The sequence below is a fragment of the Nocardioides marmorisolisilvae genome, from assembly GCF_003725775.1.
Classification (GTDB): domain Bacteria; phylum Actinomycetota; class Actinomycetes; order Propionibacteriales; family Nocardioidaceae; genus Marmoricola; species Marmoricola marmorisolisilvae.
On sequence record NZ_RJSG01000003.1, the window covers coordinates 185 to 15,110 of the forward strand.

Annotated in this window: 14 protein-coding genes and 1 riboswitch; of the genes, 5 read left to right on the plus strand and 9 right to left on the minus strand. The window is 69.2% G+C overall.

Annotation, left to right across the window (positions count from 1 at the left end):
* From EFL95_RS15415 to EFL95_RS15430, 4 genes are all read right to left on the minus strand, one after another.
* Nucleotides 1-1,227, minus strand: a 1,227-nt coding sequence (locus tag EFL95_RS15415; RefSeq protein ID WP_183407205.1) for a putative Ig domain-containing protein, incomplete at its 3' end; no start/stop codon positions are given.
* A 120-nt stretch (nucleotides 1,228-1,347) separates the two neighbouring features.
* Nucleotides 1,348-3,090, minus strand: a complete 1,743-nt coding sequence (locus EFL95_RS15420) for an Ig domain-containing protein (protein WP_123235011.1) — start codon at nucleotides 3,088-3,090, stop codon at nucleotides 1,348-1,350.
* A gap of 172 nt (nucleotides 3,091-3,262) precedes the next feature.
* Entirely contained in the window at nucleotides 3,263-4,888 is a 1,626-nt protein-coding gene (gene groL / locus EFL95_RS15425; RefSeq protein ID WP_123235012.1) for a chaperonin GroEL, read from the minus strand.
* A 230-nt stretch (nucleotides 4,889-5,118) separates the two neighbouring features.
* Nucleotides 5,119-5,940, minus strand: a complete 822-nt coding sequence (locus EFL95_RS15430; RefSeq protein WP_123235013.1) for an ATP-grasp domain-containing protein — start codon at nucleotides 5,938-5,940, stop codon at nucleotides 5,119-5,121.
* A gap of 107 nt (nucleotides 5,941-6,047) precedes the next feature.
* Between EFL95_RS15430 and EFL95_RS15435 the strand changes: the two genes are divergently transcribed.
* Entirely contained in the window at nucleotides 6,048-7,577 is a 1,530-nt protein-coding gene (locus tag EFL95_RS15435; RefSeq protein WP_123235014.1) for a family 16 glycosylhydrolase, read from the plus strand.
* Nucleotides 7,578-7,622: 45 nt separating this feature from the next.
* Here the strand turns inward: EFL95_RS15435 and EFL95_RS15440 are convergent, their stop codons facing one another.
* Nucleotides 7,623-8,675 (minus strand): amidohydrolase family protein, encoded by a 1,053-nt coding sequence (locus EFL95_RS15440; RefSeq protein WP_123235015.1) that lies wholly within the window; start codon nucleotides 8,673-8,675, stop codon nucleotides 7,623-7,625.
* Between the two features lie 116 nt (nucleotides 8,676-8,791).
* Here EFL95_RS15440 and EFL95_RS15445 point away from each other — a divergent pair, with 116 nt between their 5' ends.
* The 3 genes from EFL95_RS15445 to EFL95_RS15455 are packed head-to-tail and all read left to right on the plus strand — an operon-like array spanning nucleotide 8,792 to nucleotide 11,287.
* A complete protein-coding gene (locus tag EFL95_RS15445) occupies nucleotides 8,792-9,148 on the plus strand; it encodes a YciI family protein (protein ID WP_123235016.1) in 357 nt (118 codons plus the stop codon).
* A gap of 4 nt (nucleotides 9,149-9,152) precedes the next feature.
* On the plus strand, nucleotides 9,153-10,370 hold the full coding sequence (locus EFL95_RS15450) for an RNA polymerase sigma factor (RefSeq protein WP_123235017.1): 1,218 nt from the start codon (nucleotides 9,153-9,155) through the stop codon (nucleotides 10,368-10,370).
* Nucleotides 10,371-10,399: 29 nt separating this feature from the next.
* Nucleotides 10,400-11,287 carry an alpha/beta fold hydrolase gene (locus EFL95_RS15455; RefSeq protein WP_123235018.1) on the plus strand — a complete coding sequence of 296 codons (888 nt, stop codon included), beginning with the start codon at nucleotides 10,400-10,402 and terminating at the stop codon, nucleotides 11,285-11,287.
* Here EFL95_RS15455 and EFL95_RS15460 read toward each other — a convergent pair.
* Nucleotides 11,262-11,906, minus strand: coding sequence for a Pr6Pr family membrane protein (locus EFL95_RS15460; protein WP_123235019.1), 645 nt, complete (start codon nucleotides 11,904-11,906; stop codon nucleotides 11,262-11,264). The genes EFL95_RS15455 and EFL95_RS15460 overlap by 26 nt on opposite strands.
* Nucleotides 11,907-12,030: 124 nt before the next feature.
* Between EFL95_RS15460 and EFL95_RS15465 the strand changes: the two genes are divergently transcribed.
* Entirely contained in the window at nucleotides 12,031-12,585 is a 555-nt protein-coding gene (locus EFL95_RS15465; RefSeq protein ID WP_123235020.1) for a hypothetical protein, read from the plus strand.
* 152 nt (nucleotides 12,586-12,737) lie between these two features.
* On the opposite strand, the gene EFL95_RS15470 is transcribed toward EFL95_RS15465, so the two are convergent.
* The 3 genes from EFL95_RS15470 to thrC are packed head-to-tail and all read right to left on the minus strand — an operon-like array spanning nucleotide 12,738 to nucleotide 14,730.
* On the minus strand, nucleotides 12,738-13,124 hold the full coding sequence (locus tag EFL95_RS15470) for a hypothetical protein (RefSeq protein WP_123235021.1): 387 nt from the start codon (nucleotides 13,122-13,124) through the stop codon (nucleotides 12,738-12,740).
* 37 nt (nucleotides 13,125-13,161) lie between these two features.
* On the minus strand, nucleotides 13,162-13,440 hold the full coding sequence (locus EFL95_RS15475; RefSeq protein WP_123235022.1) for a MoaD/ThiS family protein: 279 nt from the start codon (nucleotides 13,438-13,440) through the stop codon (nucleotides 13,162-13,164).
* 24 nt (nucleotides 13,441-13,464) lie between these two features.
* The gene (gene thrC, locus EFL95_RS15480; protein ID WP_246004993.1) at nucleotides 13,465-14,730 is read right to left on the minus strand and encodes a threonine synthase; all 1,266 of its coding nucleotides are present in this window, start codon (nucleotides 14,728-14,730) and stop codon (nucleotides 13,465-13,467) included.
* Nucleotides 14,731-14,741: 11 nt separating this feature from the next.
* A riboswitch (SAM riboswitch) is annotated at nucleotides 14,742-14,892 on the minus strand.
* Nucleotides 14,893-14,926: the final 34 nt, after the last annotated feature.

Below are 14,926 nucleotides of genomic sequence, written 5' to 3' on the forward strand. Positions count from 1 at the left end.
GGTCGTGGTGATGTCCGGGTTCGGAGCCGGGTCGACCGTCAGCGGCAGCGACTTGGTCACGAACAGGCCGGAGCTCGTCTCGATGTACTTGAAGGTCAGCGGGTAGCTGCCGGCCACGGTCGGCTTGCCCGACAGGGTGCCGGTCGACCCGTCGAGGGTGATGCCGGTCGGCAGGGTGCCCGAGGTGATCGACCAGGTGCCGGGCTGGCCGGTCTTGGCCAGCGTCGTCGTGTAGTTCGAGAACGCGGTCGCGTCTGGCAGCGCGGTCGTCGTGATCCGCGGCTTCACCTGAACAGTGATGCTCAGGTCCTGCTTGTCGAACAGCAGGTTGCTGGTCTGGCTGAACGTGACGGTGAAGTTGAAGGTACCGCCGCTGGTCGGCGTACCGGTGATGGTGCCGGAGGACGCACCCAGGTTGAGGCCCGGCGGCAGGTCGCCGGCGGTGATCGCCCAGGTGCCGGCCTCGCCGGTCTTGGTGAGCGTCTGCGAGTACGACGTGTCGGTGAACCCACCGGGCAGCGACGTGGTGGTGATGACCGGGTTCTGCGGACCGGTGTCGAAGGAGACCTTGGTGGCTGCGGACAGCCCCGTGGCGTTGAGACCGTGCCGGGGCACGTAGACCCGGTACGTCGTGGACGCGCTGACCGTGAACGAGCGGGAGAAGGTGCCGGTCTTGGACAGGATCACCGTGGTCAGGTCGATCCACTTGGCCCCGTTGAAGCGCTGCACGAACCCGACGTCGCCGGAGACGAACGGCTTGACGGTGCCGGAGAGCTTGACGCTCTGCGCCTTGGTGATCGTGGTCGGGCTGGCCTTGAGGCTGACCGTCACCTTGTGCAGGGACGTCACGGTGACGGTCTTCGAGGTGGCTGCACCGAGCTTGCTGGTCGCACTCACGGTGGCGCGGTAGTAGTACGAGCCCGCGGTGCTGGACAGCGTCACGGTGAAGGAGAAGGAACCCGAGCTGGTCTTGGTCTTCGTGAGCGTCGAGGTGACCCAGCTGCTTCCCGACTTGCGCTGCAGCTTCACGGTGCTGCCGGTCGGGGTCTTGGACACGGTGCCGGACAGCACGACCTTGCTGCCGCCCACCCCTGCCGTCGGCTTGGACGAGAGCGAGATCGAGCGCGAGGTCACCGCCTGGGCGGGCGCGGACAGGCCGCCGAGGACCAGCAGGACGCCGATCGAGATCGCGATCGCTGACCAGAGCCGCCGCCGAAGTGAACTCATCGTGCGCTCAACCTTTGTTCCGTGCGTTCCGAGAACGCGCCCCATCTGTGCGTGCAGGTACCGAGGCTACGTTCTCCTCGGGGACGATCTGACCCGAACCGCGGAACTGGGATGCGGCGGTCACGGGGCCGGATCGACGTGGATGCTCAGGATCTTGGTGTTGGTCCCCGTGAGCGTCGTGTACTTGACCTGGAAGACGTAGTCACCGGCCGCCGTCGGGGTGCCCGTGATCTGCCCGGTGAGCCCGTTCAGGTTCAGGCCCGGCGGCAGCGCGAGCTTGGTGATCGACCAGGTGCCGGCCCCCGAGCCCTGGAGCTGCTGGGTCGGGTAGGCGGTGCCGACGGTTCCGTTGGCCAGCGTCGTGGTGGTGATCTCCGGGGAGTTCGCTGCCGGCGAGACGTGCAGGATCAGGCCCTGGCTGTCCGAGGTCTGGGCCGCGGTCTCGGTGAAGGTCACCGTGAAGGCGTAGTCGTCGGACGCGGTCGGCGCCCCGGAGAGGTGGCCGGTGGCGGCATCGAGCGTGACACCCGGAGGCAGCGCGCCCTGCGTGACCGCCCAGGTGCCGGAGAGACCGGAGTCGCTGGTCTCGGCGAGGGTCGTCGAGTAGGCGGCGCTCTTCACGCCGTCCGGGAGGGTCGTCGTGGTGATCACCGGCGGCGGCGAGACCGCGATGTGCAGCGGGAAGGACGCGTTGGCCTTCTTGCCGGAGACCGTCTCGGTGAAGGTGGCGGCGACGGTGAAGTCACCGTCCACGACCGGGGTCCCGGAGATCTCACCGGTGTCGGCGTTCAGGCTCGTGCCGTTCGGCAGGTGCAGGGCGGACCAAGTCCCGTCGGCGCCGGTCTTGGTCAGCGTCGCCGCGTAGGGAACGCCGCGCTTGCCGTCGGGCAACGAGGTCGTCGTGATGGCCGGGCCACTTACGATGGTGATCGACAGCGCCTGGGTGTCGGAGAGCTTCGAGGCGTTCTCGGTGAACTTGACGGTGAAGTTGTAGGTGGCACCCGAGGTCGGCGTCCCGGAGATCTCACCGGTGCTGGAGGACAGCGTCAGTCCGTTCGGCAGCGCGCCGGAGGCCTTGGACCAGGTGCCGACGTTGCCGGTCTTGGTCAGGGTCTGGCTGTACGCCGTACCGACCGAACCGCCGGGCAGCGAGGTCGTGGTGATCGTCGGCGGCATCGGGGCCGGGCCGTTGTAGGTGATCCGCACGCTCGAGGAGTTCGCCGGTGCGTAGGCGCCGTGCTTGGAGGCGTAGACGCGGTACGAGCCGTTGGCAGACGGACTGGTCGACTTGGAGTAGTTGCAGTTGGAGTTCAGCGTGGCGCTGGAGATCTTCACCCAGCCGGAGGTCGAGAACCGCTGCAGCGCGACCGAGGCTCCGACCTGGCACGAGCTCACGTGGCCGGTGAAGGTCGTCGAGCCGCCCTGCGGGACCGTGGTCCTCGATGCCTTGATCGAGACGGTCACCTTCTTCAGCACGGTGATGGCGACCGTGCTCGAGGTGGCCGCAGAACGGCCGCTGGAGGCTGCGGCGACGGTCCGGAAGTAGTACTTGCCGGTGTAGGTCGGCATCACCACGGCGATCTTGTAGGTGCCGGCCGCGTCGGTCGTCTTCAGGTTGCTGCGAGCGTCCAGCCAGTAGCCGCCGGCCTGGATCTGCAGCTTGAGCCCGCTGCCGGTGGGCGTGGGCGCGAGGGTCCCCGAGAAGGTGACGGTGGCACCGGTGGCCACGGTGGTGGCGCTGGCGTGCAGGCTGATCTTGCGGGTGGTCGTGGCCTGGGCGGGTGCTGCGACGGCGCCGAGCGCGAGCAGGACCGCGAGGACGAGCGCTATCGGCGACCAGTGGCGAAGACGCGACGGAACCATCGGAAAAACCCCCTGAGACTTGTGTGCACCCCGCACACGAGCAGTTAACGACGATACGTCCCATTTCGTCACGGCTCGGGACCAACGCGCCAAAAACAGGAGGGCGCCAGCACCGGTTTCCCGGTACTGGCGCCCCTTTGTCCGATGTTGGACGGAATTCAGATCCTCGGGATCAGAAGTCCATCCCGCCCATGCCGCCGGTCGGGTCGCCCATCGGGGCAGCCTTCTCCGGCTTGTCGGCCACGACGGCCTCGGTGGTGAGGAACAGCGCGGCGATCGACGCGGCGTTCTGCAGCGCCGAGCGGGTCACCTTGGCGGGGTCGATGATGCCGGTGGCGATCATGTCGACGTACTCGCCGGTGGCCGCGTTCAGGCCCTGGCCGGCGGGGAGGTTGCGCACCTTCTCCGCCACGACGCCGCCCTCGAGGCCGGCGTTGATCGCGATCTGCTTCAGCGGGGCGTCGGACGCGAACTTCACGATCGCGGCACCGGTCGCCTCGTCACCGGTCAGCTCGAGCTTCTCGAAGGCCTTGTCGGCAGCCTGCACCAGGGCGACGCCGCCGCCGGCGACGATGCCCTCCTCGACGGCCGCCTTCGCGTTGCGAACGGCGTCCTCGATGCGGTGCTTGCGCTCCTTGAGCTCGACCTCGGTGGCCGCGCCGACCTTGATGACTGCAACACCGCCGGCCAGCTTGGCCAGGCGCTCCTGCAGCTTCTCGCGGTCGTAGTCGGAGTCGCTCTTCTCGATCTCGGCACGGATCTGGTTGACGCGACCCTGGATCTGGTCGGCGTCGCCCGCACCCTCGACGACGGTGGTCTCGTCCTTGGTGATGACGACCTTGCGCGCCTGGCCGAGCAGCTCGATGCCGGTCGACTCCAGCTTCAGGCCCACGTCCTCGGAGATGACCTGGCCACCGGTGAGGATCGCGATGTCCTGCATCATCGCCTTGCGACGGTCACCGAAGCCCGGGGCCTTGACGGCGACGGACTTGAAGGTGCCACGGATCTTGTTGACGACCAGGGTCGACAGCGCCTCGCCGTCCACGTCCTCGGCGATGATCAGCAGCGGCTTGCCGGACTGCATGACCTTCTCCAGGAGCGGCAGCAGGTCCTTGACGGTGGAGACCTTCGAGTTCGCGATCAGGATGTACGGGTCGTCCAGGACGGCCTCCATACGCTCCGGGTCGGTCATGAAGTACTGGGAGATGAAGCCCTTGTCGAACCGCATGCCCTCGGTGAGCTCGAGGTCGAGGCCGAAGGTGTTCGACTCCTCGACGGTGATCACACCCTCCTTGCCGACCTTGTCCATCGCCTCGGCGATGGCGTCACCGACGGTGGTGTCGGCGGCGGAGATCGACGCGGTGGCCGCGATCTGCTCCTTGGTCTCGACGTCCTTGCTCATCTCGAGCAGCGCGTCGGAGACGGCCTTCACGGCCTGCTCGATGCCGCGCTTGAGCGCCATCGGGTTGGCACCCGCGGCGACGTTGCGGAGGCCCTCACGGACCATCGCCTGCGCCAGGACGGTCGCGGTCGTCGTACCGTCACCGGCGACGTCGTCCGTCTTCTTGGCGACCTCCTTGACCAGCTCGGCGCCGATCTTCTCGTAGGGGTCCTCGAGCTCGATCTCCTTGGCGATGGAGACGCCGTCGTTGGTGATCGTGGGGGCGCCCCACTTCTTCTCGAGCACGACGTTGCGGCCCTTGGGGCCGAGGGTGACCTTGACGGCGTCGGCGAGCGTGTTCATGCCACGCTCGAGACCGCGCCGGGCCTCCTCATTGAAAGCAATCAGCTTCGGCATAACTCTTGCGATTCCTCACGCAGAAGTCGGACGGCCGGTGCGTCGCCCGCGACGGACGATCCGGGCTGACCCGCCGGACCCTTCCCGACGGCGCCTGGACCTCGACTCACTCGGCCCTGGGTGGTGCGTTGTCACTCTCACAGGGAGAGTGCCAACCCCAATTGTTAGCACTCGGCACCGGAGAGTGCAAACAAACGTTGAGCCCGCGAAATCCTGAGCTTGTCGAAGGGTCAGGCGTCCAGGAGCCGTACGACGAGGTCCGCGAACGCCGCCCCGTTGGCGGGCAGCTCCTCGAGGTAGAGACCGGGCTCGGTGACCTCCAGCTCGCTGACCGCAAGGACGCCGTCGGCCAGGCGCATCTGGTCCACCCGGGCGTAGTGCAGCGGCCGCCCGAGGATCCGCTCGGCGGTCTGGACGGTGTGGCGCGCCAGCCGGGTCGCCTCCTCGGTCGGGACGACCGCGACGGTCGTACCGCCGTAGTGCTCGTGCACCCGGATCTCCTCACCGGCGGGCAGCTTGCGCACCATCGAGACCGGCTCGCCGCCGAGCACGAACACCGAGGTCTCCCCCTCGGTGCGCACCGAGTCGACCAGCGGCTGGACGACCCACGGCCCGGGCCCGGGGGCTTCGGCCCCGGCAACGACCACACCGCGTCCACCGGCCCCGACCCGGGGCTTGATCACCGCGCCGTCGAAGGAGGCGACCGCAGCAGGCAACCCGCCCTCCTCGTCCACCCCGATCGTCGGCACCACCGGCAGGCCGGCGTCGGCCAGCTCGACCAAGTAGGCCTTGTCGGTGTTCCAGGCGAAGACCTCCACGCCGTTCAGCAGCCGCGGCACCGAGGCGACCCAGGCCATGAACTCCTCCCGGCGCGCGTCGTAGTCCCAGGTCGAGCGGACCGCGACCAGCGGGCCGTCCCAGTCGACCTCGGGGTCGTCCCAGAGGACCCACCGGGCCGCGACGCCGCGCTCGGCGAGTGCCGCGTCGAGCGCTGCCGCACCGGGCTCGCCGTCCGGCCAGTCCCGACAGGTCACCAGCAGCAGGTCGGTCATCCACCCAGCCTGCCAGGGAACCGATCGGGCGTTACGGGTAGCCCGTTCGGACCCTTACCCACAGGTCTCAGAGATGCGAGACTCCGGCAACTCGGAAAGGAACGAAAATGTCTCGTGAAGCCGCACCCCTCCCCGGCAAGCGCCCGCGGACCCGCCGCCTTTCGGCGGCAGCCGCCCTCCTCCTGCTCACGGGGGTCCTCATCGCTGTGCTGAGCGGCACCGCGTCCGCCGCACTCCCGAAGCCGACGGTGACACTGACCGGGACCGGCTCGCCGATCGTCGGCCAGACCTACACGCTGACGGTCGCCGTGACGAACATGTCGATCCCCGGCGAGCTGGCGACCTTGGAACGCAACACCGGTCTGATCTACCAGTCCACCGGCCAGTCGGCGCTCCTGGACGGATCCTCGAAGGCGACCTTCACCATCACGCCGACGTCGACCAGCACCCAGAAGTACCGGGTCACCCTCAAGGCCACGACGACCCACCAGGCCGGCACCAGCAACACGCTCAGCGTGGCGGCGAAGCTGCCGACGCCGACGGTCACCGTCACCAAGAGCAACCCTGCTCCGTCCTACGTGAACGAGGACCAGACCCTGACCGTGTCGGTCTCGGCACCGAACGCGGCGGGAGAGTCGGTCAAGCTCCAGAAGTTCAGCGGCCTGTCCTGGTCGACAGTCAGCTCCCAGAACCTGGACACCAACTCGCAGGCAACCTGGACCGTCCGACCGACAGCAGCCGGCACGACGAAGTACCAGGCGACGATCGCCAAGACCGCCGCGCACAACGCAGCGACCAGCGCGACGTACTCGTTGGTGACCGTGACCAAGCCACCTGCGGACTGCGGTGGCACCACGATCGCCAAGCCGGGCGGCGGCACCTGGACGTGCAAGTACGAGGACGAGTTCGACGGGAACGCACTCAGCTCGGACTGGTTCGCACAGCAGTCGAAGTACACCCACAAGCACCCCGGCGAGCCGACGAACCCTTCCTGCATCATGGACAACCAGGCGGCTGGGCCCGACCAGACCATCAAGGTCTCGGGTGGGTACCTGCAGCTGTTCGCGAAGGTTCTCGACCAACCGGTCGACTGCGGCGACGGGACGAGCTCGCGGCTGGTCTCCGGAGAAGTCATGCACCTGAACTCCTACTCCCAGACTTACGGGCGCTACGAGGTCATGGCGAAGCTGCCCGACTATGCAACCAAGGGTCTGCAGGAGACGTTCTGGCTGTGGCCCAAGAACACCGGTGACCAGGACGGCCGGGAGATCGACTTCTCCGAGTTCTACAGCGGTTACCCGAACAACGACCTCCCGTACTTCCACTACTACGACGGGACGTCGGAGGGCGGCTCGACGGCCTTCTGCCCGATCAACTACGGGCAGTTCAACCGCTACACCTTCGAGTGGTCGCCGGGGAACCTGAAGACCTACATCAACGGCGTGCTGTGCATCAACGACAACTACCAGGCGGCCAACCAGCCGACCGGCAGTCCGGCGCCGTTCAACGTGCCGTTCTTCCTGGACCTGCGCCAGGCGTTCGGCGTGAACCAGGGCTTCGACAACCTGTTCCCGGTCCCGGGAGCGGGCACCCAGACCTACAGCACGCAGATCGACTACGTGTACATCTGGCAGTGAGCCTCTCGGGCGGTCGGACCATCCTGGTCCGGCCGCCCGCGGAGCTCAGCCGTTGTCGAGACGGTAGACCCGGCGGGCGTTACCGCCGAGCAGCTGGTGCGAGTCGACATCGGGTCCGAGGATCTCCAGCAGCGCCTCGATCAGGCCGCGGATCGGCACGATCGGCTTGTCCATCGGGAAGTTCGAGGCCCACAGCGTGCGCTCGGCCCCGAACAGCTCCTGGGTCCGGGAGACCAGGGGCGCGACGGTGTCGCGGAACTGCGCGGTGCTGACCGGTCCGTCCCAGCCGAGCACCGGCATCCCGAGACCGGAGTGCTTGGCGACGACGTTGGGCAGCGCCGCGACCGCGGCGATGTCGTCGGACCAGCGGGCGAGGATCTCCCGGCGGTCGGCCTCGGTGTGACCGGTACGGCGTCCACGCGGTCCGAACAGCCCGACGGGGGTTCCGTAGTGGTCGAGCACGAACGTGGTCTCGGGGTACTCCTGAGCCAGCCCGACCACCTCCGGGAGCTGGTGGGAGTAGACCCACGCCTCGAAGCTCAGGCCCCGCTCGGCGACGGCGGCGAAACCCCGCAGGAAGTCAGGGCTCGAGAGCAGGCCCTCGTCGTTCCAGTCGCGTACGCCGGGGTCGGGGTGGTGCGCGGCGGAGCACCGGATGCCGCGCAGCCGTGGGCTGGCGGCGAGGTTGCGGTCGAGGACGTCGGCGATGCCCGCCTCCCGGGGATCGGCGTGGCACACGACCGCTCCCAGCGCGGGGCCGGCGGTGCCGAAGGGCAGCGTCTCCACCCAGGCGGTCTCCCCCGCGGTCCCCTCGGGGCTGTGGTCGGCCCAGCCGGCCTCGATGTGGACGACCGTCTCCACGGGGAGGTCGCCCGCGTCGGCGCGGTAGTCGGCCGGGAGGTAGGTGTTGATCACGTGCGTCGGGTCGCCCACGAACTCCCGGTCCCGCTGCGGGAACAGCTTCATCAGGACCGGTCGCAGGAACGGCAGCCGGCGTACCAGCTTCGCCGGACCTGAGACCTCCTTCGGCGTCGTGAACGGGTCCCACTGGTGGATGTGCGGGTCGACGATCCTCAGGCCCGCGGGCAGGTCGGTCATGGGGTCAGCGTGCCAGGCCCGGAAAGATCGTGGAATTTCTTTGGCGCTGCTGTCGATCGGCCCCTGTCCCGCCCGTCATCCCGGTGACAGACTCCACCTGATCGAGAGGAACCACCATGACCGAGTACGCCGTCCTCCTCCCTGGCGACGAGAGCAAGTGGGCCCAGGCCTCCGCCGAGGAGCGTGCCGAGATGTACGCCAAGCACATGAAGTTCGCCGAACTGCTGGCGGCGCGCGGCCACCAGGTCACCGGGGGCAACGAGCTCCAGGCGAGCAGCACCGCCCGCACGGTCACCGGCTCGCTGGACCAGGTCTCGGTGACCCAGGGCCCGTACGCCGAGACCACCGAGCAGCTCACCGGCTTCTACACGGTGAAGACCGACGACCTCGACGACCTGCTCAAGATCTGCGGCATCCTCGCCGAGGGCGGCGGCAAGGTCGAGGTGCGTGCCACCGTCGACCACACCGCCTGAGGGCATGACCGTCGGTCCGGACGACCGGATCGAGCAGGTCTGGCGCGACGAGTGGGGGCGGCTGCTCGCCCTCCTCGTCGCGCAGTACCGCCGGCTCGACCTCGCCGAGGACGGGCTGGCCGACGCGTTCGAGGCGGCCAGTCGCACCTGGCCCGTCGACGGCGTACCCGAGAACGCACCGGCCTGGCTGCTGACCGCGGCCCGTCGCCGGATCATCGACCGGCTGCGCTCGGACGAGGTGCTGGCCCGCAAGATGCCGCTGCTCGGCGTCGAGGCCGACCTTCAGGAGGAGGCGCAACGCGTGATGGCCGATGCCGGTGAGGCAGTACGCGACGAGCGGCTGCGACTGGTGCTGCTCTGCGCCCACCCGAACCTGGCACCCGAGTCGGCCGCCGCGCTGACCCTGCGCCTGGTGCTCGGCGTCCCCACCCCCGACATCGCCCGGCTGTTCCTGGTGCCCACCGCCACGATGGCCGCCCGCCTGACCCGCGCCCGGCACCGGTTGGCCGGAGAGCGGTTCGCGGTCCCCTCGCGCACCGAGCTCGAGGACCGGATCGACGGAGCTGCCGGGATCGCCTACCTCGCGTTCACCGCCCGTTACGCCCCCGGCACCGGAGACGACGTGCACCGGCCCGACATGGCGGCCGAGGCGATCCGACTGGTCCGGGTGCTCCGCGAGGTCGCTCCCGGACGTGCCGAGCTGGACGCGCTGCTCGCTCTGATGCTGCTCCAGCACGCGCGCCGCGACGCGCGCGTGGCCGACGGAGAGGTGGTGCTGCTGCCGCACCAGGACCGAACCCGCTGGAACGCCGACGAGGCAGGCGAGGCCTTCGACCTGCTCACCCCGCTGGTGGACACACCGCCGAGCCGGTGGCTGCTGGAGGCGTTGATCGCCGCCGAGCACGCGGTCGCCCCGAGTCCTGCAGAGACGGCGTGGCTGCGCATCGCGAACCTGTACGCCGAGCTGGAGGAGCTGACCGGGTCGGCCGTGGTCCGGCTCAACCGCGCGGTCGCGGTCGCCGAGGTCGACGGTCCGCTGGCCGGCCTGGCGCTGCTCGACGGGCTCGACCTGTCCGGCCACCGGCTCCCGGGAACGCGCGCCGAGCTGCTCGCCCGCGCAGGCCGGATCCCGGAAGCCCGCGGCCAGTGGGAGCTGGCGATCTCGCTGTGCGACAACGCCGCCGAGCGCCGGCACCTGGCGAGCCGCCTCGCGGACCACTGAGGCCGCCACCGAGGATCTAGGGTCGGACCATGGACGAGCTGCTCATCGACGCACGCGACGGCCGCGACCTGGAGGTCCTCGTCGGCGGCGACCCCGACGGCTTCCCGTGGCTCTACCACGGTGGCACTCCCAGCGCTGCGGTCGCTTCGGACATCCTCGACCGGGCAGCTCGTGACGCCGGCCTGCGGTTGATCACCTACTCACGCCCCGGCTACGGCCGGTCCACCCCGAGGCCCTGGCCCCGGCCCCGGATCGCGGACGACCTCGCGGACTCGGTCGTCGTCCTGGACGGGCTCGGCGTCGACCAGTTCGTCACCCTCGGCTGGTCCGGCGGCGGCCCGCGGGCGCTGGCTTGCGCGGCGCTGCTGCCGCGGCGGTGCCGGGCTGCGACGTCGCTGGCCGGCGTGGCTCCGGCGGATGCACCCGACCTCGACTTCACCGCCGGGATGGGGCCGGAGAACGTGGAGGAGTTCGCGGCTGCGGTGGCCGGTCCGGAGGCCTACAGCGCCTTTCTCGCCGAGCCCGTCGCCGAGCTCGCGACCGTCACCGGCGACCAGGTCGCGGCGTCGCTCGGCGAGCTGATCACCCCGGTCGACGCCGCTGCCGTGACCGGGGAGTTCGCCGAGTGGCTGGCCGCGACCTTCCGGCACGCTGCGGTCCAGGGCGTGATCGGCTGGCGCGAGGACGGGATCGCGATCATGGGGCCGTGGGAGTTCTCGCTCCACGACGTCCGGGTGCCGGTGGCTATCTGGCAGGGAGGCCAGGACGCGATGGTCCCGTTCAGCCACGGTCAGTGGCTGGCGGCCAACGTCCCGGGTGCGCGGACGCACCTCTTCGAGGACGAGGGTCACATCTCGGTGTTCGCCAAGCTCGACGAGATCCTCGCCGACCTCAAGGACCTCGCCGGTCTCGACTGAGCCGGGTGTCGAGCCAGAGGGCACCGGCGAAGAATGCGGTCATCAGCGCGGCGACGCCCGCGCAGTTGAGCAGCACCACGCCGTAGCCGTGCTCGTTCACGTCGATGAACGGGTAGGGGTACCACTCCACGATCTCGCCGCGGACCAGGGTGTAGGCCAGCCAGACCACCGGGATGACCAGGAACCCGCCGAGGTCCGACCACGCCGCGCGGCCGCGTGGCCCGAACAGCACCCAGCCGAGCACGCCGAGCACCGGCACGACCATGTGCAGCAGCTTGTCCGCGACCCAGTCGTCCCCGCTCAGGTCCAGCAGCGGGCGCAGGAACAGGAAGTGCACCACCCCGACCACCGCGATCAGCACCACGGCGTCGAGCCGCAGCGCCCGGGCGACCCGCGACCCGGGCAGCCGCCCGAGGGCGAGGGCGAGCGCGGAACCGGCGACGAGCACGTTGCCCCAGATCGTCAGGTAGGACCAGAACCGCACCAGGCGGGTGGCCTCGTCCGGGCGGCTGTGCTCGTCGAGGACGTGGTGCCCCTCGAGGACCAGCACCAGCTGGAACACGACGGCGAACGTCGCGACGGCGAAGGTGAGCAGGTGGAACCAGCGATCCCGGGTCACCCGATCAGATTAGGGAAGAAGTTCGTCGGAAAGTTGCAAGAACCCGCCCCCCAGGTCCTCACACCGGTGTCAACCAAAACGCACGAGCGAGCCGCAGCGGCTCGCCGGAACACCAGGAGTGGACATGAAGAAGATCAACAAGGGTCGGTTCGCCACCGTCGTCGCCGGCGCCGCTGTGCTGGCCGTCTTCGGTGGGGGCACCGCCGTCGCGGGCAGCCTGATCACCAGCGCCCAGATCAAGGACAGCACCATCGTCGGTGCTGACGTGAAGAACAGCGGCCTGACCGGGAGCGACGTCAAGAACAGCTCGCTCACCGGCAGCGACGTCAAGGCGAACTCGCTGACCGGCTACGACATCAAGAACGGCTCGCTGAACAACGCCGACATCAACGTGTTCAACGTGTCGGTGGAGTCCGACGGCGACGTCGCCTACAGCAGCGGCGGCATCACCGTGGACCACTTCACCGAGGGTGGCTACCGCATCAAGTTCCCGCGGAGCGTCCAGTCGTGCTCGGTCGTGGTCTCGCAGGCCTCCCCGACGAACTACTTCCCGACCTACGTGAACATGGGCGTCGCGGACGTGCTGAACCAGCCGAACGAGGTCCTGGTGGGCGTGCGCAACATGAACGACAACAACGACCCGCAGGACGCCGGCTTCAGCGCCATCGCGGTCTGCTGACCTACGTGGGAAACCCCCGGACCAGGCGTCCGGGGGTTTTTCGCCGCCCGATGTATCAAGCGTCGCCGACGACGCTCTGAGAGGGCGGCCACTGGTTCCGAGGGGCCCGCGGATCTGGGGGTGGGCCCGTCGGGACTAGTGGCACGGGGGATCTAGAGCAACCGCGCCGCGTAGGCGACGTCGAACCCCGCGCAGAGCGGCGCGTACCAGTCCGGCAGCCGGGAGTCCGCGCTCGGGCCCTGGCCGAAATCGAAGAGCGCGTGCGCCGCCCAGCCCGCGGCCAGCCACCTGCGACCCTGGGGGACGTCCGTCGTGGCGGCGGCGATCGCCAGGCCGGTCGTCGCGGCGACCACCGCGCCCTCGACGGCGAGGGCCGGCGAGAGCGACCGGTCGCGCCGCGCCGCCGGGTAGATGACTGCTGCGGTCACCAGGGCGGCACCGGCTCCGACCACCGAACCGCGTCCGCCGAGGCGGCGTACTGTCTCGGCGCTGGCCCAGCCCAGAGCGGCACCGCCGACCAGGGCGATCGCGTTCTTCACCTCGATCGCCGCATCTCGACAGGCTCGATGACCAAGGTCAGGCGCCGCCCGCGACGGCCGGGATGATCGAGAGCTGGACGCCGTCGGGTGTCGCGGTGGCCAGGCCGTCGAGGAAGCGCACGTCCTCGTTGCCGACGTACACGTTCACGAACCGGCGGATCTCGCCGCCGTCGTCCAGGATCCGCGCCCGGATGCCCGGGTGGTTCGCCTCCAGGTTCTCCAGCACCGCACCGAGGTCAGCGCCCTCGGCGGTCACCTCCGAGTCACCACCGGTGTAGGTGCGCAGGATGGTGGGGATGCGGACGGAAACGCTCACGGGTGCTCCTGGTTCTCGACTGACTTAGATGATGCCCGCGGCCGCGAAGGCCTCGTAGGTCGGGGCGATGGTGGCGGCCGGGCCGACCTGGTCGCTGATCGCGTCCAGCGTCTTGAGGCCGTGGCCGGTGTTGATGACGACGGTCTCCAGCTCCGGGTCGAGCAGGCCGGACTCGACGAGCTTCTTGGTCACCGCGAGCGTGGTGCCGCCGGCGGTCTCGGTGAAGATGCCCTCCGTCCGGGCGAGCAGCACGATGCCGGCGCGGATCTCCTCGTCCGTGACCTCCTCGACGGCACCGCCGGTGCGCCGGGTGATGTCCAGGACGTAGATGCCGTCGGCCGGGTTGCCGATCGCGAGGCTCTTGGCGATGGTGTCCGGCTTGACCGGGCGGATCGCGTCGACACCGGCCTTGAAGGCGGTGGCGACCGGGCCGCAGCCCTCGGCCTGCGCACCGAAGACCTTGTACGGCTTGTCCTCGACCAGGCCGAGCTTGATCAGTTCCTGGAACGCCTTGTCGACCTTGGTCAGCTGCGAGCCGGAAGCCACCGGGATGACGATCTGGTCGGGCAGCCGCCAGCCGAGCTGCTCGGCGATCTCGTAGCCCAGCGTCTTGGAGCCCTCGGCGTAGAACGGACGGACGTTGACGTTCACGAACGCCCAGCCGTCCTCCTCACCCGCGATCTCCGAGGCGAGCTTGTTGACGTCGTCGTAGTTGCCCTCGACCGCGACCAGCGACTCGGTGAAGATCGCCGAGTTCACCTGCTTCGGCGTCTCCAGGTTGCTCGGGATGAACACGACTGTCTTGATCCCGGCCCGGGCGCCGGCAGCGGCGACCGCGTTGGCCAGGTTGCCGGTCGAGGGGCAGGCGAACACCTTCGAGCCGAACTCGACGGCGGCGCTGAGAGCGCAGGCCACGACCCGGTCCTTGAAGGAGTTGGTCGGGTTGGTGGAGTCGTCCTTCACCCAGAGGTTCGTGATGCCGAGCTCGCGGCCGAGGTTGTCGGCCTTCAGCAGCCGAGTGAAACCGGGCTCGGTGTTCGGGGAGGTCTCGATGTCCGCGGGGACGGGCAGCAGCGCCTTGTAGCGCCAGATGTTCGCGGGGCCGGCCTCGATCTGCTCACGGGTGACCGCCGGGAAGTCGTAGGCGATCTCGAGCGGACCGAAGCACTCCGCACAGGCGTAGTGCGGGCCGAGCTCCTGGGTGGCTCCGCACTCGCGACAGACGAGTCCGGTGGCGTGGCCGAAGGCGCCGTCGCGAAGAACGGTGCCCGTCGTGGTGACGCTGCTCAAAGGAGGCCTCCTTCTCATCTTCCCCGGGCCGACTCTCGACCTGGGACGGATTTGGCACCACACCCTCGAATCCGTCCCCTGGATGAAGCGGAGGGACCGGAGGCTCGAGCGGCGGTTGCCGGGACTTCAACGGGCCGTTCCCTCAGTCCCTCTCGATGAGCAGGACAAGCCTAGGGAGCGCCTCCCGAAAGTGCAC

Bases quoted from the DNA above. Each gene is read 5' to 3' on its own strand.
- EFL95_RS15455 (WP_123235018.1), top strand. From the start codon at position 10,400: ATGGACGAGCTGCTCATCGACGCACGCGACGGCCGCGACCTGGAGGTC.
- EFL95_RS15445 (WP_123235016.1), top strand. From the start codon at position 8,792: ATGACCGAGTACGCCGTCCTCCTCCCTGGCGACGAGAGCAAGTGGGCC.
- groL (WP_123235012.1), bottom strand. From the start codon at position 4,888: ATGCCGAAGCTGATTGCTTTCAATGAGGAGGCCCGGCGCGGTCTCGAG.
- EFL95_RS15450 (WP_123235017.1), top strand. From the start codon at position 9,153: ATGACCGTCGGTCCGGACGACCGGATCGAGCAGGTCTGGCGCGACGAG.
- EFL95_RS15440 (WP_123235015.1), bottom strand. From the start codon at position 8,675: ATGACCGACCTGCCCGCGGGCCTGAGGATCGTCGACCCGCACATCCAC.
- EFL95_RS15465 (WP_123235020.1), top strand. From the start codon at position 12,031: ATGAAGAAGATCAACAAGGGTCGGTTCGCCACCGTCGTCGCCGGCGCC.
- EFL95_RS15435 (WP_123235014.1), top strand. From the start codon at position 6,048: ATGTCTCGTGAAGCCGCACCCCTCCCCGGCAAGCGCCCGCGGACCCGC.
- EFL95_RS15430 (WP_123235013.1), bottom strand. From the start codon at position 5,940: ATGACCGACCTGCTGCTGGTGACCTGTCGGGACTGGCCGGACGGCGAG.
- EFL95_RS15420 (WP_123235011.1), bottom strand. From the start codon at position 3,090: ATGGTTCCGTCGCGTCTTCGCCACTGGTCGCCGATAGCGCTCGTCCTC.